Consider the following 18045-nt stretch of genomic DNA (forward strand, 5'->3'; position numbering starts at 1 on the left):
TTAAAGAGCAAGCTAATCAAGAAGGCGATATTGAAATCCAATATTCAGGATTGCGTGCAGGCGAAAAATTATATGAGGAATTACTCATTGATAAAGAAAATGCCCAAAAAACCCTACATGATTCTATTTTTTTAGCAAGAGAGAAGCTTTTTCCTTATGATGAAATTGTTACTGTGATTGAACGCATGGCAGTATTAGAAGAATCGGAAAATGATTTAGAATGGGTATTGGAACAGTTAGAATATTATGTTGACGGTTATAAGCGTAGTCAAGATGTGCGCAATTATTCGGCATAAAATATTTTCATTTCAAGTTGAGATGCTGTTCTAATATTTTTTCTCATAATATTTGGAGAACTAGAGATGGCAAAGAAAAAAAATTCAATCCTTGCATCATTGGCAACGGCAGGAATCCGTATTATCAGCGGTGAAATTGAAAATACGGTGAGAATCCTTTGCCGAGTCGCGAGTTCATTATGCAGTGCTTGGAAAAAGAGGGGCGTTTATTAAGTTTCGCCGAGATTATCAATATTTTCCAGCTTGATGAGGCGCGGGCGGAATTATTCGGCCATCGTTTTAAAAGCCATGATTCGTGCGGGGCAGTTGATGTCGAATCGGCAGGGACAAATCGGTTTGTCGCGCAAGATGGATTTGGTGGCGGGGCGTGTGATTGGCGCATCCTGAAGGTTATGGGTTTTCTGCATTTTGAAGGCGATGAGCCTGATGGCTTTATTCCGCCTAAGTATATGAATGAGTTGATGCATGATGACAAAAATCCTAGCACGTGTCAGCGATATCGATCGGCAGGGGCGCAAGGATTATGCGCCTGTGGAGATTTTGGAGCGCGGTCAGGCGCGGATTGTGGGCAAATTAAGCCATTTGCAGGGTTTGTGGTTTGTTTTGCCTGAGAACCGCCGTTTTAAATCGGCAGTTTTTCATTCCTGACGATAAGCGCAACGGGAGCGAAAAACGGCGAAATCGTGGTGGCTGAAATTGTGGAATATCCCACGCGCCACAGCCAGGCGATGGCGAAAATTTTGCACGTTTTTGGGCGAAGAGCGCGCTGCCGGCATGGAAGTGGAAATCGCCTTGGAAAATCATAATATTCCGCGGGAGTTTCCTGAAGGCGGTGCAGCAGGAAACGGCGGCTGTGCCGGAGGCTTTGCGTGCGCAAGATTATGAAAATAGGTGGGATTTGCGCCATTTGCCTTTTGTTACTATTGACGGCATTAGTGCGCGCGATTTTGACGATGCGGTGTTTGCAGAGAAGCGCGGCGCGAATTATTGCCTGTATGTGGCGATTGCCGATGTGTCGCATTATGTGAAGCTGGGGCGTCCTTTGGACGAAGAGGCGCATTTGCGCCGGCACTTCCGTCTATTTCCCTGACCGTGTGATTCCGATGTTGCCGGGAAAAATATCCCAATGGATTGTGTTCGCTTAATCCGCATGTGGACAGATTATGTATGGTCTGCCAAATCACGCTGGCGCCCGACGGCAGCATTAAGCGGAGCAAATTTCATGAGGCGGTGATGCATTCGGCATGCGCGCCTGACTTATGAAACGCGCAGAAAATCATTTTTGACCGCGATGCTTTATTGCGCGAAAGTTTTGCCCAATTGCTGCGCCCCTTGGACACGCTGGCGGCGGTGTATGAGATTTTAAAAGCGGCGCGCGAAGCGCGGCATACGATTAATTTCGAGTTTGCGGAAGCGGAGTTTGAATACGACAGCGAAGGCAAAATCGAAAGCATTAAGGCACGCGAACGTTTGGAAGCGCATAAATTGATTGAAGAATGTATGATTGTGGCGAATATTGCGGCGGCAAAATTTTTAAGCAAACATAAGATTCCCGCGCTTTATCGCGTGCATGACACGCCGGGGATTGACCGCTTAGGCAAGCTCAAGCAATATCTGTCGCGGATTGGTCTGGGCGGCAAAATCCGCATCGGCGACAGCGTCAGTCCGCAGCAATTGGCGCAAGTTTTGGCTTTGGCGCAAGGGCGGCCCGATTATGCCTTGATTGAGAAAATGCTGTTGCGCACGATGGAGCAGGCGGTATATTCGCCTAAAAACCGCGGACATTTCGGCTTGGCTTTGGAAAACTACGCCCATTTTACCTCTCCTATCCGCCGCTATCCCGATTTGCTCGTCCATCGCGCCATTCGCCATATTTTGCGCGGCGGCACAGCGGAAAATTATGCCTACAACGGCGAGCAAATGACGGAACTGGCGATACATACTTCCATGACCGAACGCCGTGCCGACGATGCTACGCGTGAGGCGATGGATTTCCTGAAATGCGAATTTATGAGCCATCGCATCGGCGAAGAATTCGGCGGCCAGATTTCCAATATTACCAGCTTCGGTTTATTCATTACTTTGGACGATTATTTCATTGACGGGCTTGTGCATGTCTCCAGCCTGACTAACGACTATTACCATTATGATGCGGACACGGTTTCGCTGACGGGCGAGCGCAGCGGACATGTATTCCGCATGCTTGACCAAGTGCGGGTGCGCGTGGCAAAAGTCGATATCGACGACCGCAAAATCGATTTCGCTTTGCTCAATCATGCCGGCAAACGCCATAAAACCGCCGCTTCCGCGCCCAATCATGAGGCGACCAAAGCGGAGAAGCGTGCGAAAAAGAAAGTCAAAAGCAGCAAGCATCAGCGCGTAGAAACTAAAAAACCTGCCGTCGAGAAAAAAGCGACGAAGAAAAAAAGGAAAATCAAATGAAAACACAATGGATTGGCGGCATACATGCCGTCCGCCAAGCCTTGACGGATAAACGCATTCTGCGGGCGGAAATCGTCGAAGGCAAAAAAAGCAAGAATTTGGCTTTATTGCTGGAAGATATGCTGGCGCAGGGTATTGCGATTGAACGCGTGCCGCTTTACGGCATTGATATGCGTCTGCCCGACGTGCGCCATCAAGGCATTGCCGCGGAATGCCTTGTGGCGGAGCAGGCGGCGAATTGGCAGGCAGCAATCGCCGGCATTGAGCAGCCGCTGATATTGGTCTTGGACGGTATTCAAGATCCGCATAATCTCGGCGCTTGTCTGCGCAGCGCTTTGGCAGCGGGCGTGGATGCCGTATTGCTGCCCAACAGTCGTTCGGCGGATATTACGCCGGTCGTGCATAAAGTTTCCTGCGGTGCATCGGAAGTGCTGCCGATTTCCCGCGTTGCCAATCTCAAGCGCGAAGTCGAGGCGATGAAGGAAAAAGGGCTGTGGGTTGTCGGCGGCGCCGGCGAAGAAAGCGTTTCCCTCTACAGTCTTGATTTGCGCGGCGGACTGGTGATGATTGTCGGCAATGAAGGCGAGGGCATCCGCTTCGGATTGCGGGAGTGCTGCGATTATCTCGCCGCCATTCCGATGGCGGAGGGCATGGAAAGTCTGAATGTATCGGTTGCCTGCGGCGTGATGCTGTTTGAAGCGAGAAGGCAGCGTTTGTCGGGCGCCTAAGCGTATTTGAACTCACACAAGCATGACAAATTATATAGTCTCTTAACTTCAAAATGAGATTATTCTAAGCGCTTCTCCTGACAAAATGTGTATCTCTAAGTCTCATTTTGAAGTTAAGGTACTATAGTAAATTCATCAAAATTTCCTTACTGGTGAAACCCCTCCCTTTAGGGAGGATAAGTCTTGTGGGAGAGGTGTAACCTCTTCCAATTCAGGGCAACACGTAGAGCGACGCTTTATGTGTCGCTCTGTGTGTTGAAACATAGCAAAATCAATCACTTTTTGATGGTTAGATCGGCTACTTGTATCCGACATTGCTTGAAATATCAATTTTTCGGATTCAAGAATCCGACCTACTTCCCTATAAATTAGTAGCTTAGATATTTATATCCATCACAATTTGTCATGCGAGTGCTTTCTGGCATAAACGCCTAAGCTAAGGTTAAAAATATAATGTTCGTATTTGTCATGAATTGACTGTGTTTAAACCAAAGGTTGGTATAAAAGCGCTAAGAAATCAATCCGAATATCGGCGGCTTTGGCATGAATGTTTTTGCGTTCAATATTGAGATTTTCCACGCGATAGTGGTATTCGATATCGGCAAGGGCTTGCGCCAATTCCTGCTCTACGGCGGCAATTTCCTGCTCAATCAAAGCAGCTTTTTCTTTTGCCGCGGCAAGATCTTGGCGTTCTTTGCCGATATTGCCGGCTTTGCGTATGGCGCCGGCGGCGCGGTTAATATTGCTTTGCGACAGCACCTTGCGCCCTGTGAATGCGCCCAGCAAGGCGCCGCCGATGGCAATGCCTGTGCTGAGCAGGCTATTTGAGGCTTGCGCGTTTTCTCTTTCAAGGGCTTGTTCGGCGCTGATTTGCCGGCGCGCTAATCGCATTTGCTTGCTGTTATAGCTTTGGCGCAGTTTCTGCACGGCTTGGTCGCGTTGTTCGTGCGCGGCGGTGCTGAGACGGTTGCGGAAGGTCTGTTCGCTTTCGCCTGCTTCGCTGTAAATTTTAAAGTCCGGCGCATAGAAAATCTCTAGGCTCTTGAATTGGCGCAAAGCGGTTTTGAGGCTGCGTTCCCATGCCGTCCAGCATTTGTTGTCGCCTAGGCTCGGCGGTGCAGGGTGGAAATGCGCCGGCTGTGTCGGGCTGCTTTGCAATTGCTCGAGATTAAGCGCCAGAGGAGCGGCTTGCGTCCAATCGATATCGCCATTTTCCTCTAGGGCGACATTGAGTAAGATTTTATTTTCAGTGCGGATATCGGCTTTGGCGTCTTGATAGAACAAGGTAGCGGCGGCAAGCAGGGTCGGAAAATAATGCGCCGGCGCGCCGTTTTTGCCACCGGGCGCATAATAGGTGGCAATGCCATTGGGCAGCAGGGCGGGATGCTGATGCGCCGAATGAAGATGTTTGTCTTTTGAAGTATTGTCGGCGCCGTCGGTGCTTTGGCTGAGTCGGCGGATATGTTCGGCGCCGAGCGGTCCTGCCAGATAGCTCATTGCCCAGCGGGTTTGCAGGATGCAGGGCGCATTTTCATGAATGTTTTTCATCAGAAATTAGCGAAATAATGCAGCTAGTTCTCCTGAAACAAGTACATATGATGCTCTAAATAGACATATGGAGCAATCAATTATGAACGGAAAAAACGGAAAAATCATCCCTGTGGTATCTACCAAAGGGAGTGTCGGAAAGACCAGTCTTGTTATCCATATCGCAGGATATTTAGCTTCGCGCGGCAAAAAAATCCTACTCATTGATGCCGATTCGCAACAATCTTTGGGACGCTTTTTCGACTATAAACTTGAACCGGGAGTATTTGTTGTTGACGGTTTCGGACGTTGGTTAACAGGTGATGCTGCTACTGAAGGCGTCATTCGCAATACTGCCAATCATGACAACATTGATGTCATCATTAATGATGACCCCGACAAACTCGGAATACCAAATTTTCTGCGCAATAATCCCGGCGCAGTATTCAAGCTCGGGCACCTTCTTAAGCCCCTGCGCCAGCAATACGATTATATTTTTCTCGATACCGAGGGTACCGACGGACGTGACCACAACGGTAATTCTGTGCAACATGCCGTACTGTTTTCCTACCCGGATCTAGTGCTGTCGGTTACAAAGACCAAAAATCTGTTTACGTCTGAAATCCTGCGTACCATAGACGTCTATCGCTTTGCACTCAAAGCTTATGCCAATATCGGTCAGGCTGATTTTCATGCCCCGCTACGTTTTATCGTCAACGAACATGACTACAATCTGGCTAGCTCGCAGGGTGAGCTAGAGAACATACACAGCTTGATTGCTGAAGAAATCAAGATGCGCGGCACGGATGTTCAGGCAATGCGGACAGTAGTTCCGGTTAAGCGTAAATTCTTCGAGAGTGCATTTAAGGAACGCATCTTTGCTCACGATTATCAGGATCCGAATGTTACTCATCACATCAATAAAGTAATCGCCGATCTCTGTCACGAATTATTTCCTGACTTGGAACAGGAGGTGAAGTTATGAGCATCATGGATAATTTTCGCAAAAACAATGCCTGGGGTGGCGAACAAACATCAGATGAAGCGCGTGATATGCCGCGTATGATAACTGTCGATATTCACGAGATCGACACATCGCATGTCAACCCCCGTAAGACGGTAGGTGAGAATTACGAATCGACTAAGGCATCAATTAAAAATATCGGTTTGCAGACCGTATTAACCATCACACGAATACCCGGCAATGATCGCTACAGCCTCTACAATGGTGGTAATACCCGTCTGAGTATTTTAAAAGAACTCTATGAGGAGTATCGTTCAGAGGGTGAGGATGACAAAGCCGAGGCGCTGCGTTACCAAGATTGCCGCTATGTGCCCTGGACTGACGATCTCGACAGTCTGGTCAAACAAATGGCAGAAAATGAAGAGCGCTCACCGATGACCTTTATCGATAAGGCACGCGCCATTTTCCAAATCCGCGAAATCTATCTCGCCCAGCACCAAGTGGAGGAGGTTTCTAACCGGGAATTGGTTAAATACATCCACAATTTGGGTTGGACCAGTATCAATCAACCTTCGATGACCGAGTTTGCTTTCGCATTTAATGAACTTGAATCCGTATTACCCTTATCGCTTGATGCAGGTATGGGAAAGGCAAAAGTCCAGCAATTGCGCAAGCAGCTATCTCTGGTGGAATCATACATTGCACATCTGAATGAGAAAGAAGGTTGTAGCTATCCGCAAAGCCGTGCCCGTGAGCTCTATTTTGCCACTTTAGCTGAACGCGATAGCGATATTAACCCGCTTGATGTCCCGGACTTTTTTGAGGATTACGAATACGCCTTGGCCGAAGAACTGCGTGTGCATGATCCGGACATGACTTCGATGCGTATCAACTTTGCCCTGTCTCAAATCGACGAATATGGCGCCATACCGGAACCGGTACCGACCGAAGAGCTATACCGTCAATTGCGTGAAACTTCAACCGTTCCGGAAACCGTCTTTCCTAATCCGCGCAAACCCCGCACTCCTAAACCAAAAGGAGATGGGGAGATGGAATTATCTGACACAGATGAACCTAGCGGCATAGATAAAGATGAGTTTATTCAGTTCGAAACGCAAGAATCTGCAGCAGCTGAACAAATTGCTAAATCACAACTCTCGCCTTCTAAAACCGTCGGCAAAAACTTTAATGATTTGGTCGAAGAAGCGCGTAAGGCAAAATACGTCAACGATTATTGGATGCAGCGGCATCCGCCGTATGAATTGCCCGATAATCGGCTGCCGCCGGAAAGATATTATGCTGAATTGATCAAACACAGTACGGCGGTGCTCAACGAGCTATATCCTCCTTTGATTACAGATCCTGCGCTGCGCGAACTGCTTATTTATGGTGAAGGCTATCCTGAAGTGCCGGTTACCCGAACAGCGCCCTATCTCTTTGTCAATCTGACCACAGACGAAACCTACCAGCGGCTGCGTAAAGCCTTATTAGAAGACGAAGCGGCAGTCCAGTATGCCTTGCTGTATGCCGTTTATCTGCAACGCTTCTACTTCAGCTATATTTACCCCTACAGCGCTATGGAACCACCGATGCCGCTCCTTGAACAGCAGATGATCCGGATCTGGGATGAGTTCGGTTCACTATGGGACAAGTATTCAATGCTCTGTTTAAGCGGCAGACTATTTGTCTATACCGCCATTCCGGATGAGCAAGCTGCCCGTTTAATCTATGCCGATCAGCGGATTCAGTACCATCTCGGCATTTGCTACGCAAGTGAATACTATCTCTATAAGCATCCGTCACAAGACGGAAGGGCGGGAGGTCATGAACGCACATGACATCAATGCCCAATTATCGGTCAGCCTGCTGATTGACCTGCTGTCTACGTCGATGCGCGGTAAGCCGGTCTATCGGGATTTTGGCGTCAGCGATCAAACTTTTGAATTGCTCAAAGAGCTCAATAACGGCGAGATGGTACAAGTTACGGCTACGCCCATCCTGCAACTGCATATTAACGATAACCTGCTCAATCAAGGTATTCAACGCGTGTTGCAGGGACGTGCACGCCACAAACTCATCAATGATGCCATCAGACTTGGTGCCAGTCGCGAAATTATGCAGGATTTTGCCGGCATTTCGCATAATCAGTTTAACCGTCAACGTCATAAATTGGGATTGTCGGAAGCACCGCGCAGACGGCCGAGCAAAATTAAGAGCGATGACTACTATCGCTTAAGTGCCTTGCATAGTCGTTACGGACAGGACAACAGTCTTGATTCTAAAATCGATCAGCTGCGTTGTCTGGTTTACCTAGCTGAACAAAGTGCTATCGATATTAACCGTATTTATCAGCATTTTTGGCGAGATAACGAGCAGCACACTAAAGAGCTGTTTGGGAAAACGGAGCACAGAAAATGACATCTCTTGGTTTCCACTTCGGTGCTCTGTCAAGCATTACCGGACAACGTACTCAAGACCTGCAACAGTTGGCACAACAGCGCGAACCTGATGCAAGCGGTATTAACAGCGAGCGTAATCGTGGATTGATAGGCTTTACCGGCCGATCCGTCGTGATTACTCCGGCGGAATTACTCTTCGATCCCAACCTTAATGATTCGGATCGCATTTATTGGTGCGCTTTGCGCCTCATGTGTCAGGAAGGCAGCAACAGCGTCAATATTATGCCTGATCAGAACGAGTTAGCCGAACGTCTCGGTAAAACCCGCTATATGATCATTGTTTACAACAAAATGCTCCGTGCCACTCGATGGATCACCCAAGTAGAAGCCCTTCGTCAAAACAACATCCCCACCCGCTACAGTTACGCCATCCACGAACACCCCATAGACCTTGAAGAGGTCCTGCTTATCGACAGCGAATATAAAGACTTTATCCAAAAAGAAGCTATACGCGAGAAAAATGCCCCGCGATTGAGCCAGTATTGTCAACGTATCGTCAAGCAGCTTGGTATTAAAGACAGCAGTATTGTCTCTCTACCTCATATAGACAATATAGTTCCGGCTGTTGAATTTATTCAACAGCCGGATATTGAAAACACTGCTGCCGCTGTTGAATTTATTCAACAAGCTGAAAGTCCCGCTGTTGATTTTATTCAACAAGCTGAAAGCCCCGCTGTTGAATTTATTCAACAAGCCGAAAGACCCGCTGTTGAATTTATTCAACAAGCGGAAAGACCCGCTGTTGAATTTACTCAACAAGCGGAAAGTCCCGCTGTTGAATTTATTCAACAAGCCGAAAGTTCCGCTGTTGAATTTATTCAACAAGCTGAAAGTCCCGCTGTTGATTTTATTCAACAAGCTGAAAGCCCCGCTGTTGAATTTATTCAACAACGGGATGATTCCCTGCTTGAAACAGGGGATATATATAAACGCGCGCGTGACGCGCAGGCGGATCCATTACGCGCGGGCGCGCCCACGCAAATAGGAATTAATAAAATCAAAGATTTTATTAATACACATCCATCCATACAGGGTAGGGGGTATGGGGGAAGGGAAGGCCTGGAAGGAACAGACGGTAATCCATCTCCGCCAACTTCCGAATCTCCCTTTGCCTGGCTGCACGAAGCTCCATTCAGCCGCCTAATACCAGCCTTGGAAGAAAAATTTGGACGTAAGGGTACCCATGCCCTGTTCAATCGTATCAAGCTGGGAGAGTACCGCTTTCGTGATCAACCTTTCCGTTACCGTGCAGATCCCGATGATGCCGCCGTCATCCTGGTCTCACTCTTGGATCGTGATGTGAAATCCCCACTGGCCTTCATCGATGGCTTGCTGTGGCGAGCCGCTCAAGGCGAGCTCATTTGGCAAGAGGGGCAACTGCTCCATTGGCGACGTTTGACCGGCGAAAAAAATAAACCGACCGAGCAAACGGGAATATTGCCTGATGGCACCTGGCTTGAAGGTATCTCCGGCACCCGCTACTGCATCGAAGACGGCACAATTTGGAGCGTTGCCGCTTGGGAAGCCCTACAAAACGGTGCTGCCGCTCGCGGCGAACCCATTCCCGAAAGTGCCGATAAGCGCGATGGTCTTAATACCGTCGGCATCAACCTCATCCGAGACTGCATGCACTTGCTTGTCGCCGGCAAACTGAGGGTGATAGACAGAGGGCAGGAGTGATGACGATGTATTTCACCAGAGATGTTGATAAGGTTTGCACCAGTTTCTTAGGTGATACCCCCGGTATCACGAAAATGCTTGGCGATGACGGCGTCAAAGGTGATACCCCCGGTATCACGAAAATGCTTGGCGATGACGGCGTCAAAGGTGATACCCCCGGTATCACGCAAATGCTTGGCGATGACGGCGTCAAAGGTGATACCCCCGGTATCACGCAAATGCTTGGCGATGACGGCGTCAAAGGTGATACCCCCGGTATCACGAAAATGCTTGGCGATGACGGCGTCAAAGGTGATACCCCCGGTATCACGAAAATGCTTGGCGATGACGGCGTCAAAGGTGATACCCCCGGTATCACGCAAATGCTTGGCGATGACGGCGTCAAAGGTGATACCCCCGGTATCACGCAAATGCTTGGCGATGACGGCGTCAAAGGTGATACCCCCGGTATCACGAAAATGCTTGGCGATGACGGCGTCAAAGGTGATACCCCCGGTATCACGCAAATGCTTGGCGATGACGGCGTCAAAGGTGATACCCCCGGTATCACGCAAATGCTTGGCGATGACGGCGTCAAAGGTGATACCCCCGGTATCACGAAAATGCTTGGCGATGACGGCGTCAAAGTGAAGTATCACGAAATGCTTGGCGATGACGGCGTCAAAGGTGATACCCCCGGTATCACGCAAATGCTTGGCGATGACGGCGTCAAAGGTGATACCCCCGGTATCACGCAAATGCTTGGCGATGACGGCGTCAAAGGTGATACCCCCGGTATCACGAAAATGCTTGGCGATGACGGCGTCAAAGGTGATACCCCCGGTATCACGCAAATGCTCGGCGATGACGGCGTCAAAGGTGATACCCCCGGTATCACGCAAATGCTCGGCGATGACGGCGTCAAAGGTGATACCCCCGGTATCACGAAAATGCTTGGCGATGACGGCGTCAAAGGTGATACCCCCGGTATCACGCAAATGCTTGGCGATGACGGCGTCAAAGGTGATACCCCCGGTATCACGCAAATGCTTGGCGATGACGGCGTCAAAGGTGATACCCCCGGTATCACGCAAATGCTTGGCGATGACGGCGTCAAAGGTGATACCCCCGGTATCACGAAAATGCGTGCGAACCCGGGTCACAGAGAAACGGTTTATTTCATCCTGGGTCAGTTCGACACAGGAATTTTTATCAGCAGACATGCGGAGGAATTATGACAGAGCAAGATAAGACAGAAGCGGTGTTGCCGGCCGATGGAGCTGGTGCAGTTGATAGTAAATCCCAGTCCGGTGCAGGTGGAAAAAAAGTGCCCGGCATGGTGCAGGTGTTGGCAGATCATCTGCCTGGCGCAGGTGATGGGAATGCATCAGCTGATGAAGATAGAGCAGATGCTGTTTCCGGTGCAGTTAGCAGCCGTCGCGGAAAAGATGCACAGAAGGCATCCGAGTTGATTGCAGCAGAAGAAGCTGCAATGCGAACAGTGTCATTAAGTCCGGCAGAGGAACGTGAGATTGACGAGTCAGCAGAATCTGAGGCAGATGCTGCCGAGTGGCGTGAGGAGGTTTTGGCAGAGAAGCGTAGGCAGGAATCATTGCGTCAGGCTAAGGCTGCGGTAAATGAGGCTGTACCTGTGCGCCAGTTGAGCAACCGACCCTCGTTTGCCACTTTTACCGCTTCTATCGACTACCACACTCGAGAGAGTTTCGCTTTTCTGATCGGGCGTTCGCGTTCGGTTCAGGAGATACCGGCAGAGGATGGCAGCCTTAATCCCGGGGAATTTGGTGAAGATGATGGGCAAAAAAGCCGCACGAAGGTGCGTGCGCATATCGCGGGTTTATTTGAGGCAAGCCGAAATTTGCGCTCGGTGGTACAAGGTTATGTAGCCGGATGCCCCTATGCTGCCTGGTATTTGATTAGGATTGAGGAAGAAATAGCGAAATATCGGGAGCAGTTGCACCAGGTGAATCAGGAAGTCGATGCGCGTTTGGCCAGTCTCAGTACTTTGCAGGTGGCGCCTTTGACGGCTCGAATTCCTTCCAATATTAAGTTGACCTTCAGGGTGCCATACGGTTATCAATTTGCCGATATGTTGACGGCTTACGATAATCTGATTCGTAAGGTTAAGCCTTATTACATGATGGGTTTCATGAGCTATAAGGAATATCGCGATATTGAGAGTCGTATCGGAAGATTGTTACGCAATGTCTTCGGTATGCCGGGGCTATGGTATTTTGTGGGTAAAGATGCTGTTTTGCAGCAGACGGCGCAAGCTTTAGCTGCGGAGCATCGTATGGGGTATCTACCGGAAGACGTGCTGGACGGTACGCGAAAACCGACGATGGTATAGGAAATAGTCCATGAGAGACAGTAAAAACGGATCAATTGATGCGGCGCTTTCCTTAGCCACCCCCCGTGTTTCATCTGCGGGGGAATCCTTACACAGCCCCCGTGTTTCAAAAAATTCGCTTCCTTTAAAGGTAAGGGTAAGGGGGGTGCTGTATGCGCAAATTGAGGATTTGGAAAAATCTCTGGAGCAGTATCGCAAGACGGCGGTATTGCTCAAAGACGATTTCGGCCATATTCGCTACCGTGACGGGGAAGCTATGCTATCCCTCAACTATTGGATCAGTCGACGCGCTAACGGAGAGTCAACGGCTTTACGCTGGCGCTGGGGATTTTTTCATAAGGGTATTCGCAGACGCCAAAAGAAGGAAGTGTTTTTGGCGCAATCATTCTTTGAGGTGATGGAATCACCCTCGCATCCGCAACATCCGATGGTCAGGGATTTTTTGCTTGAATTAAAAGCTCTGGGAAAGGAGAGGGTAAGTCAGGTATTCGCAGTAGAGCATCAGCGGATCGAAATCAATAATCGCATTTTGGAGTGTCGTCTCGCGCTGCGCAATGCCGAGCGTTTGGTGGGGGACATGGAGCTCGAAACGCAGATTTTGCATTCATGAGTATTTGGGAACATGCAATGTGTATCGAAATTTATCGGATGGCAATCATTGAAAAAATATCCCGTAAATCGAGACAGAAGAATACTGCCGTTTTACCATCTCTGCATTCATTTTCGGCAGAAATAGGGCGGTTAACGAAAGCCCATTTTGCAATCGGGTCGGTGGTCTATGACCCGGGATGCAGCAGGTCAAGCAGTAAAGATTAGGATTTGAAATTATGAATAAAAATAATGTTTCACGGATTTTATTAAGTTTTTCAGTTTTGTTTCACATTGCAGCATGGGCTTTGCAGCCGGGCAGTTTTACCCAGCAATCGATTCAAGCCGTACCGGATGCTCAGCTTGGCAGTCTGGCAGTGATCGATACTTCTCAGACGTCCTTGGAATGGCTGCGGCTTAATCGAGAGTATTTAGAGCAGGCACAGATACCGGTAATCGTCTTGAATGCCGATATGCGATCTATGCTGCCATTATGGCAGGAGTTTGCCCTTATCTCGAGTGATAGACCAGTTGATAAGGATTTATCTTCCCTGGAGCAGCTAGAGAGCGATTTTAGAGCTCCTTTGTCCGGGATGGAGCAGCCGCTGCCGCAAGGCGGATTGATCATTGGTCCCGAGCCGGCTAATCCGCCCGGTTTGATTGCAGCATTTCTGGAGCAGATGGGTATTGTCTATTATCCGGTGGTAATCGAACGTGGCATTGCCTGGCAGGTCAATCCATTCATACCGGCTGAATCGCCAGAGGCAGAAGGACAGAAACAATGATTTCAGCTGCCGGCAACAGCGGCGGCAAGATCGGCTTAAGGCTGATAGGAGATGTAGCGGCTCTTGAGTCGCAGATTTGCGGCAAAAGTGCCGCCTAACCCGAAAGTAAGGAGATTATGATGGGTGCAAAAATCACATTGAAAGGCCGTCTCGGCGGAGAACCTACCTACGGTGAGACCAGAGAGGGAAAGCCGTGGATTTCTTTCAGCTTGCGCCAGGACCATATGGTGCGATCAGGAAAAAAACTTGCGGACGGAAGGGACGAATATGTTGATAACGGCGGATTTTGGATGCAAGTCGTTTGGTTCAGTCGCAAGGCGGAGAAAGCGGCCGAAATCTTAAAGAAAGGCGCGGCTGTAGTGGTTAGCGGCGATTTGCGTGCCGAGCAGTGGGAAAGCAAAGAAACCGGCGAGTTGCAGAGCGGTTTCAAGGTGGTGGCCGATGAAGTTTCTCTCGATTTTATCGGTCTTGAAAGTGTGACTTATCAATCCAAAGAGTTTAGCAGCGCACCCACGCCGCGACCCAATATAGGCAAAGGAAAATCTTCCGATGGGGCAGGACAGGCAGGGGCTCAGAACAGATCAGAATTTCCGTCGCAGGATTTTGACGATAGAGATGACGATCTCCCTTTCTAGGAGATTTTCTAAGGAGGTATATTATGCGAATCGCAAAGATGAAAGCAGTCGGAAAGAAAACCGTGATGGCAACGGCTATAGCTTTAGCTTTTATACAGCCGGCCCGGGCAGATTTTTCCTCCTTGGACTTGGGTCAAACGAATCTTCAGCAGTTGACTGACTGCTTGGAATATACCTTTCATGGTTTGACATTGCGGGTGATCTACTACGGATGGGGGTATTACTGGTTTTGGACGCCTAATGTGTCTCATAACTCGCCGGATATGCTCGCTATTACTCATGCTGAACTTAATGATATTCCCTACAGCGATTACAACCGCGTTTTCGGCACAGCTCTAAAGTCGGTCTCTAATGTTGGATTCGCTAAACTTGGCGGCAGTATGATCGGTCTTGATGCTGAAATCGGCGGCGGCCGTTACCGGCATGAGGCATGGGGACAGCATCAGTCTGTACAATTTACCGAAGCGTCGGTTATCGGCAATCCATCCGCTATGGTAATTGATGCTTTCACCTGGGACGGATTGAGTATCCCGAGAGAAATTCAAACATCGGCTCAGCAGTTGGCTGAAGGCAAATCCGAACAATATTTGGAGGATTTTGTCGAAGGCAAAGAACAGTGGACAGCAGAGTTGAACGGGGCATTTTCGTATAATCAAGTGATGAAGTCCCTGGCCAAATCGCCTGTAATTAAGCAGATTAAACGGTTGATAAGAGAAATTGATAAATTAGCCGCCTCATTAAACGGCAGAGTTGGTCATTCACCTTTTTGCCCGGTCAATCAACAGGCTTTTCAACCTTTTTACTTGTCCGGTATCGATGCCTATGCCTGGCGGATGGGTTATCCCGTCACGGATCCCGACCGGACGATGGAGGTCTTAAACCCCTTGGCCGGTACTATCGGTACTGAGGGCGAGATTTGGGGATACCTATATCCTCGCGAAGGCGCAGTTAATCAGCAGGAAAGCGCCAAAGTGGCTGCCGTGGCAGCAGTACGGGCAGCCGATATTTTAGCCGAAGGCGGCGTCGGACGCCTGTATCGTGAGCCTCGCTATAAAATGGCGCGTTTTGCCTGGTCTAAGGTACATCCGACAAGCTCGGAGTGCCGCCTAAATATTGCGCATACCGGTATTGAAGAAGAGGAGCGCGACCGTTATGCCTGGACCATGTGGACTAACCATCGCTGTGATCTTTATCGCGCCGGTAAAGTGGTGGCCTTTGTTCCGCTAGGACCTATCCGCGTTACACCTTCGATTTCCGATTAAACACAAGGAGAATCGGCATGAATAGGAAATTGCTCATCGTTGAATCTCCCAACAAATGTGCCAAGATTCAATCCTATCTTGGCGAGGGCTGGACGGTAGCAGCTTCTTCCGGGCATATCCGCGATATGCCCGTCGATGAGATCGGAGTCGAAGGTCCGGATTATTGGCCGAAATACGTGACCGGCGATCGCAGCGGCAAGACTATAGCCAGACTCAAATCCTTGGCAGCAGGCGCGTCCGAGATTTATTTGGCCACCGACCCCGACCGCGAAGGTGAGGCGATTGCCTGGCATCTGGAGCAGGTGATCGGCAAAGGCAAGCCCTGCAAGCGCGTCACCTTCAACGAGATCACCCAGTCGGCCATCCGCAAGGCATTGGCCGCACCGCGCAGCGTGGACAAGCGCCTGTTCCTGGCCCAGCAGGGACGGCGGGTATTGGACCGCCTCTACGGCTACAAAGTCTCCCCGGCATTGGGCAACAAATTGGGCCGGCGCGGACTCTCAGCCGGACGGGTACAATCGGTGGCATTGCGACTGATTGTTGAGCGTGAAGAAGCGATCCGCCGCTTCACAAAAACCCTGCATTATGGGGTGCGGCTGGATTTTGCCTCCGCTCACAGCGAACTCTGCGATTGGCATGCCCGCTGGGATAGCTCGCCCCTGGTCAGCGAGGAGCAGCCCTACATTACTGACCGATCGATTGCCGAAGCCGTCTGTGCTGTCGCGGCGAACGGCATTGTAGTTAAAGATTACGGTGAAAAAGAGCAGGCACGCAAAGCACCTCCACCTTTTACCACCTCAACCTTGCAGCAGGCAGCCTCCAATAAACTCAAGATGAGCGTGGATGCCACCATGAAAGCTGCTCAGGCTTTGTTTGAGGCCGGATTGATTACTTACCACCGTACTGACAGCCCCAATCTCTCAGAAGACGGCATAGCGGCGATTTGGGATTATTTGCGCAGCAAAGGCATGGATGACTATATCCCTGAGAAAGCCAATACCTGGAAAGCCAAAGGTGATGCCCAGGAAGCGCATGAAGCGATCCGTCCGACCGATATTGATTGTTTCGCACCGCATACCGGCAATACTGCCCATGATGCCCTCTACAAAATGATTTGGAGACGTGCGGTGGCCTCCCAGATGCGCCTGGCACGCTATATTGTGCGCAGCGCACAGTTGCAAACCCTCAATCCGCTGGCAGAGCTTAATCATCAGACGGCGCTGTTTAGTGCCTCCGGCAAACGCTTGATCTTTGACGGCTGGTTGAAGGCCGCTCAAGGCGATTTTACCGATGAAGGAGATGAGGAAGAGAACAATCCGCTGCCGGTACTGTCGCCCGGCACAACGCATGTGCCTGAGCAGGCCAAGGTTCTGGAGCAGGAAACCAAACCGCCGGCGCGCTACTCGGAACCCGGACTGGTCAAGGCGCTAGAGCGCGAAGGCATCGGCCGGCCCTCGACTTATGCCGCCATCATCACCATCCTGCAAAAGCGCGAGTATGTGCAGATGGTCAAACGCTTTTTTGAGCCGACGCCATTGGGCGAAGCTATTGTCGGCGGATTGCGCGGACGGTTTCACTTCCTAGAAGTTGCCTACACCAAAGAAATGGAAGACCAACTCGACCGCATTGCTGAAGGAAAGGCGGATTACAAAACCGTGGTCGGCCACTACGACGGCGAACTGGACGGACAATTGGCCACCTTTGCCGGCGACAACAGCATCTCTGCCTTCGCCGGTGCCGATGAAGAAACCCATCCCTGCCCGAACTGCGGGGATGGCCGTCTGCGCCGCATCAAAGGCAAAAACGGCTATTTTTGGGGATGTAGCAACTACAAACGCGAATCTGAACCCTGTCTGACAACCTTACCTGACAATAAGGGAAAACCCGGAGAGAAAAAGGCCGCTGCGCCGCAAAGCAGCGATTATCCTTGTCCTTCATGCGATAGCGGTTTTTTGCAACGTCGTCCGGGTCGTAAAAAAGGTAGTTATTGGTGGGGTTGCAACTGCTATCCTCAATGCAGCTATACTGCACCGGACAATAATGGGCTGCCGGGCGTATGGGGAGAGAAAAAAGCAGAAGGAAAGGTGCAAAGCCAAGCGGAATCCGGCGGAGTAGAGCAAACCTATACCTGCGGTGCCTGCGGCGGGCAGCTCAGGCAGCGACGTGGAAGCAAAGGCGTGTTTTGGGGATGCAGCAATTATCCTGACTGCAAGCATACCGAGCAGGACAAAAACGGCAAACCGCAGTTTGCCTGAAAACCATCCACAACGGAGATGCAAATGAAAAAGACCGCACAAGCCAAAAGTATCCGTATCCGCCTGGAAGCCGATCT

General features: G+C 50.0%; 18 protein-coding genes and 1 pseudogene. 17 read left to right on the plus strand and 2 right to left on the minus strand.

Translation table 11 applies throughout. The annotated features are described in order from the left end of the window. From DYC63_RS13265 to rlmB, 7 genes and pseudogenes are all read left to right on the plus strand, one after another. Positions 1-296: polysaccharide biosynthesis protein (locus tag DYC63_RS13265; RefSeq protein ID WP_172459335.1), on the plus strand; the 296-nt coding region annotated here is incomplete at its 5' end. Positions 297-764: 468 nt separating this feature from the next. Continuing rightward, positions 765-944 carry a hypothetical protein gene (locus DYC63_RS13035; RefSeq protein WP_245887953.1) on the plus strand — a complete coding sequence of 60 codons (180 nt, stop codon included), beginning with the start codon at positions 765-767 and terminating at the stop codon, positions 942-944. Between the two features lie 50 nt (positions 945-994). After that, on the plus strand, positions 995-1102 hold the full coding sequence (locus DYC63_RS13040) for a hypothetical protein (RefSeq protein ID WP_245887946.1): 108 nt from the start codon (positions 995-997) through the stop codon (positions 1100-1102). A gap of 26 nt (positions 1103-1128) precedes the next feature. Then, a complete protein-coding gene (locus DYC63_RS13270; protein WP_281267750.1) occupies positions 1129-1386 on the plus strand; it encodes an RNB domain-containing ribonuclease in 258 nt (85 codons plus the stop codon). Positions 1387-1463: 77 nt separating this feature from the next. Next, a pseudogene (locus DYC63_RS13045) lies at positions 1464-2117 on the plus strand (RNB domain-containing ribonuclease); the annotation flags it as partial. 189 nt (positions 2118-2306) lie between these two features. Continuing rightward, positions 2307-2738 carry a S1 RNA-binding domain-containing protein gene (locus DYC63_RS13050; RefSeq protein WP_245887950.1) on the plus strand — a complete coding sequence of 144 codons (432 nt, stop codon included), beginning with the start codon at positions 2307-2309 and terminating at the stop codon, positions 2736-2738. After that, complete coding sequence (gene rlmB / locus DYC63_RS00050; RefSeq protein ID WP_115217355.1) at positions 2735-3466, plus strand: 23S rRNA (guanosine(2251)-2'-O)-methyltransferase RlmB; 732 nt, start codon at positions 2735-2737, stop codon at positions 3464-3466. The genes DYC63_RS13050 and rlmB overlap by 4 nt, the downstream gene beginning before the upstream one ends. 483 nt (positions 3467-3949) lie before the next feature. Here rlmB and DYC63_RS00055 read toward each other — a convergent pair whose 3' ends face one another. Continuing rightward, a complete protein-coding gene (locus tag DYC63_RS00055; RefSeq protein WP_115217356.1) occupies positions 3950-5014 on the minus strand; it encodes a hypothetical protein in 1065 nt (354 codons plus the stop codon). An 82-nt stretch (positions 5015-5096) separates the two neighbouring features. Between DYC63_RS00055 and DYC63_RS00060 the strand changes: the two genes are divergently transcribed. Genes DYC63_RS00060 through DYC63_RS00075 form a run of 4 tightly spaced genes read left to right on the plus strand, consistent with a single transcriptional unit; the run spans position 5097 to position 10096 of the window. Then, on the plus strand, positions 5097-5978 hold the full coding sequence (locus tag DYC63_RS00060) for a ParA family protein (RefSeq protein ID WP_172459336.1): 882 nt from the start codon (positions 5097-5099) through the stop codon (positions 5976-5978). After that, entirely contained in the window at positions 5975-7795 is a 1821-nt protein-coding gene (locus tag DYC63_RS00065) for a hypothetical protein (protein WP_115217358.1), read from the plus strand. Before DYC63_RS00060 ends, DYC63_RS00065 begins: the two co-directional genes overlap by 4 nt. Continuing rightward, complete coding sequence (locus tag DYC63_RS00070) at positions 7782-8375, plus strand: STY4526/YPO1902 family pathogenicity island replication protein (RefSeq protein WP_172459337.1); 594 nt, start codon at positions 7782-7784, stop codon at positions 8373-8375. Before DYC63_RS00065 ends, DYC63_RS00070 begins: the two co-directional genes overlap by 14 nt. Beyond that, positions 8372-10096 (plus strand): hypothetical protein, encoded by a 1725-nt coding sequence (locus DYC63_RS00075; RefSeq protein ID WP_115217360.1) that lies wholly within the window; start codon positions 8372-8374, stop codon positions 10094-10096. Before DYC63_RS00070 ends, DYC63_RS00075 begins: the two co-directional genes overlap by 4 nt. Before the next feature lie 47 nt (positions 10097-10143). Here the strand turns inward: DYC63_RS00075 and DYC63_RS12320 are convergent, their stop codons facing one another. Next, complete coding sequence (locus DYC63_RS12320; RefSeq protein ID WP_172459338.1) at positions 10144-11298, minus strand: hypothetical protein; 1155 nt, start codon at positions 11296-11298, stop codon at positions 10144-10146. A gap of 11 nt (positions 11299-11309) precedes the next feature. Between DYC63_RS12320 and DYC63_RS00085 the strand changes: the two genes are divergently transcribed. From DYC63_RS00085 to topA, 6 genes are all read left to right on the plus strand, one after another. Beyond that, positions 11310-12443 (plus strand): AcaB family transcriptional regulator, encoded by a 1134-nt coding sequence (locus DYC63_RS00085; RefSeq protein ID WP_115217362.1) that lies wholly within the window; start codon positions 11310-11312, stop codon positions 12441-12443. Between the two features lie 10 nt (positions 12444-12453). Next, positions 12454-13053 (plus strand): hypothetical protein, encoded by a 600-nt coding sequence (locus tag DYC63_RS00090; RefSeq protein WP_115217363.1) that lies wholly within the window; start codon positions 12454-12456, stop codon positions 13051-13053. A gap of 217 nt (positions 13054-13270) precedes the next feature. After that, a complete protein-coding gene (locus tag DYC63_RS00095; RefSeq protein WP_115217364.1) occupies positions 13271-13816 on the plus strand; it encodes a hypothetical protein in 546 nt (181 codons plus the stop codon). Positions 13817-13935: 119 nt separating this feature from the next. Then, positions 13936-14451 carry a single-stranded DNA-binding protein gene (locus DYC63_RS00100; protein ID WP_218564496.1) on the plus strand — a complete coding sequence of 172 codons (516 nt, stop codon included), beginning with the start codon at positions 13936-13938 and terminating at the stop codon, positions 14449-14451. A 23-nt stretch (positions 14452-14474) separates the two neighbouring features. Beyond that, entirely contained in the window at positions 14475-15713 is a 1239-nt protein-coding gene (locus DYC63_RS00105) for a TraU family protein (RefSeq protein WP_115217366.1), read from the plus strand. A 17-nt stretch (positions 15714-15730) separates the two neighbouring features. Then, a complete protein-coding gene (gene topA, locus DYC63_RS00110; protein WP_115217367.1) occupies positions 15731-17968 on the plus strand; it encodes a type I DNA topoisomerase in 2238 nt (745 codons plus the stop codon). Positions 17969-18045 lie beyond the last annotated feature (77 nt).

This window comes from Suttonella indologenes, assembly GCF_900460215.1.
Classification (GTDB): Bacteria; Pseudomonadota; Gammaproteobacteria; order Cardiobacteriales; family Cardiobacteriaceae; genus Suttonella; species Suttonella indologenes.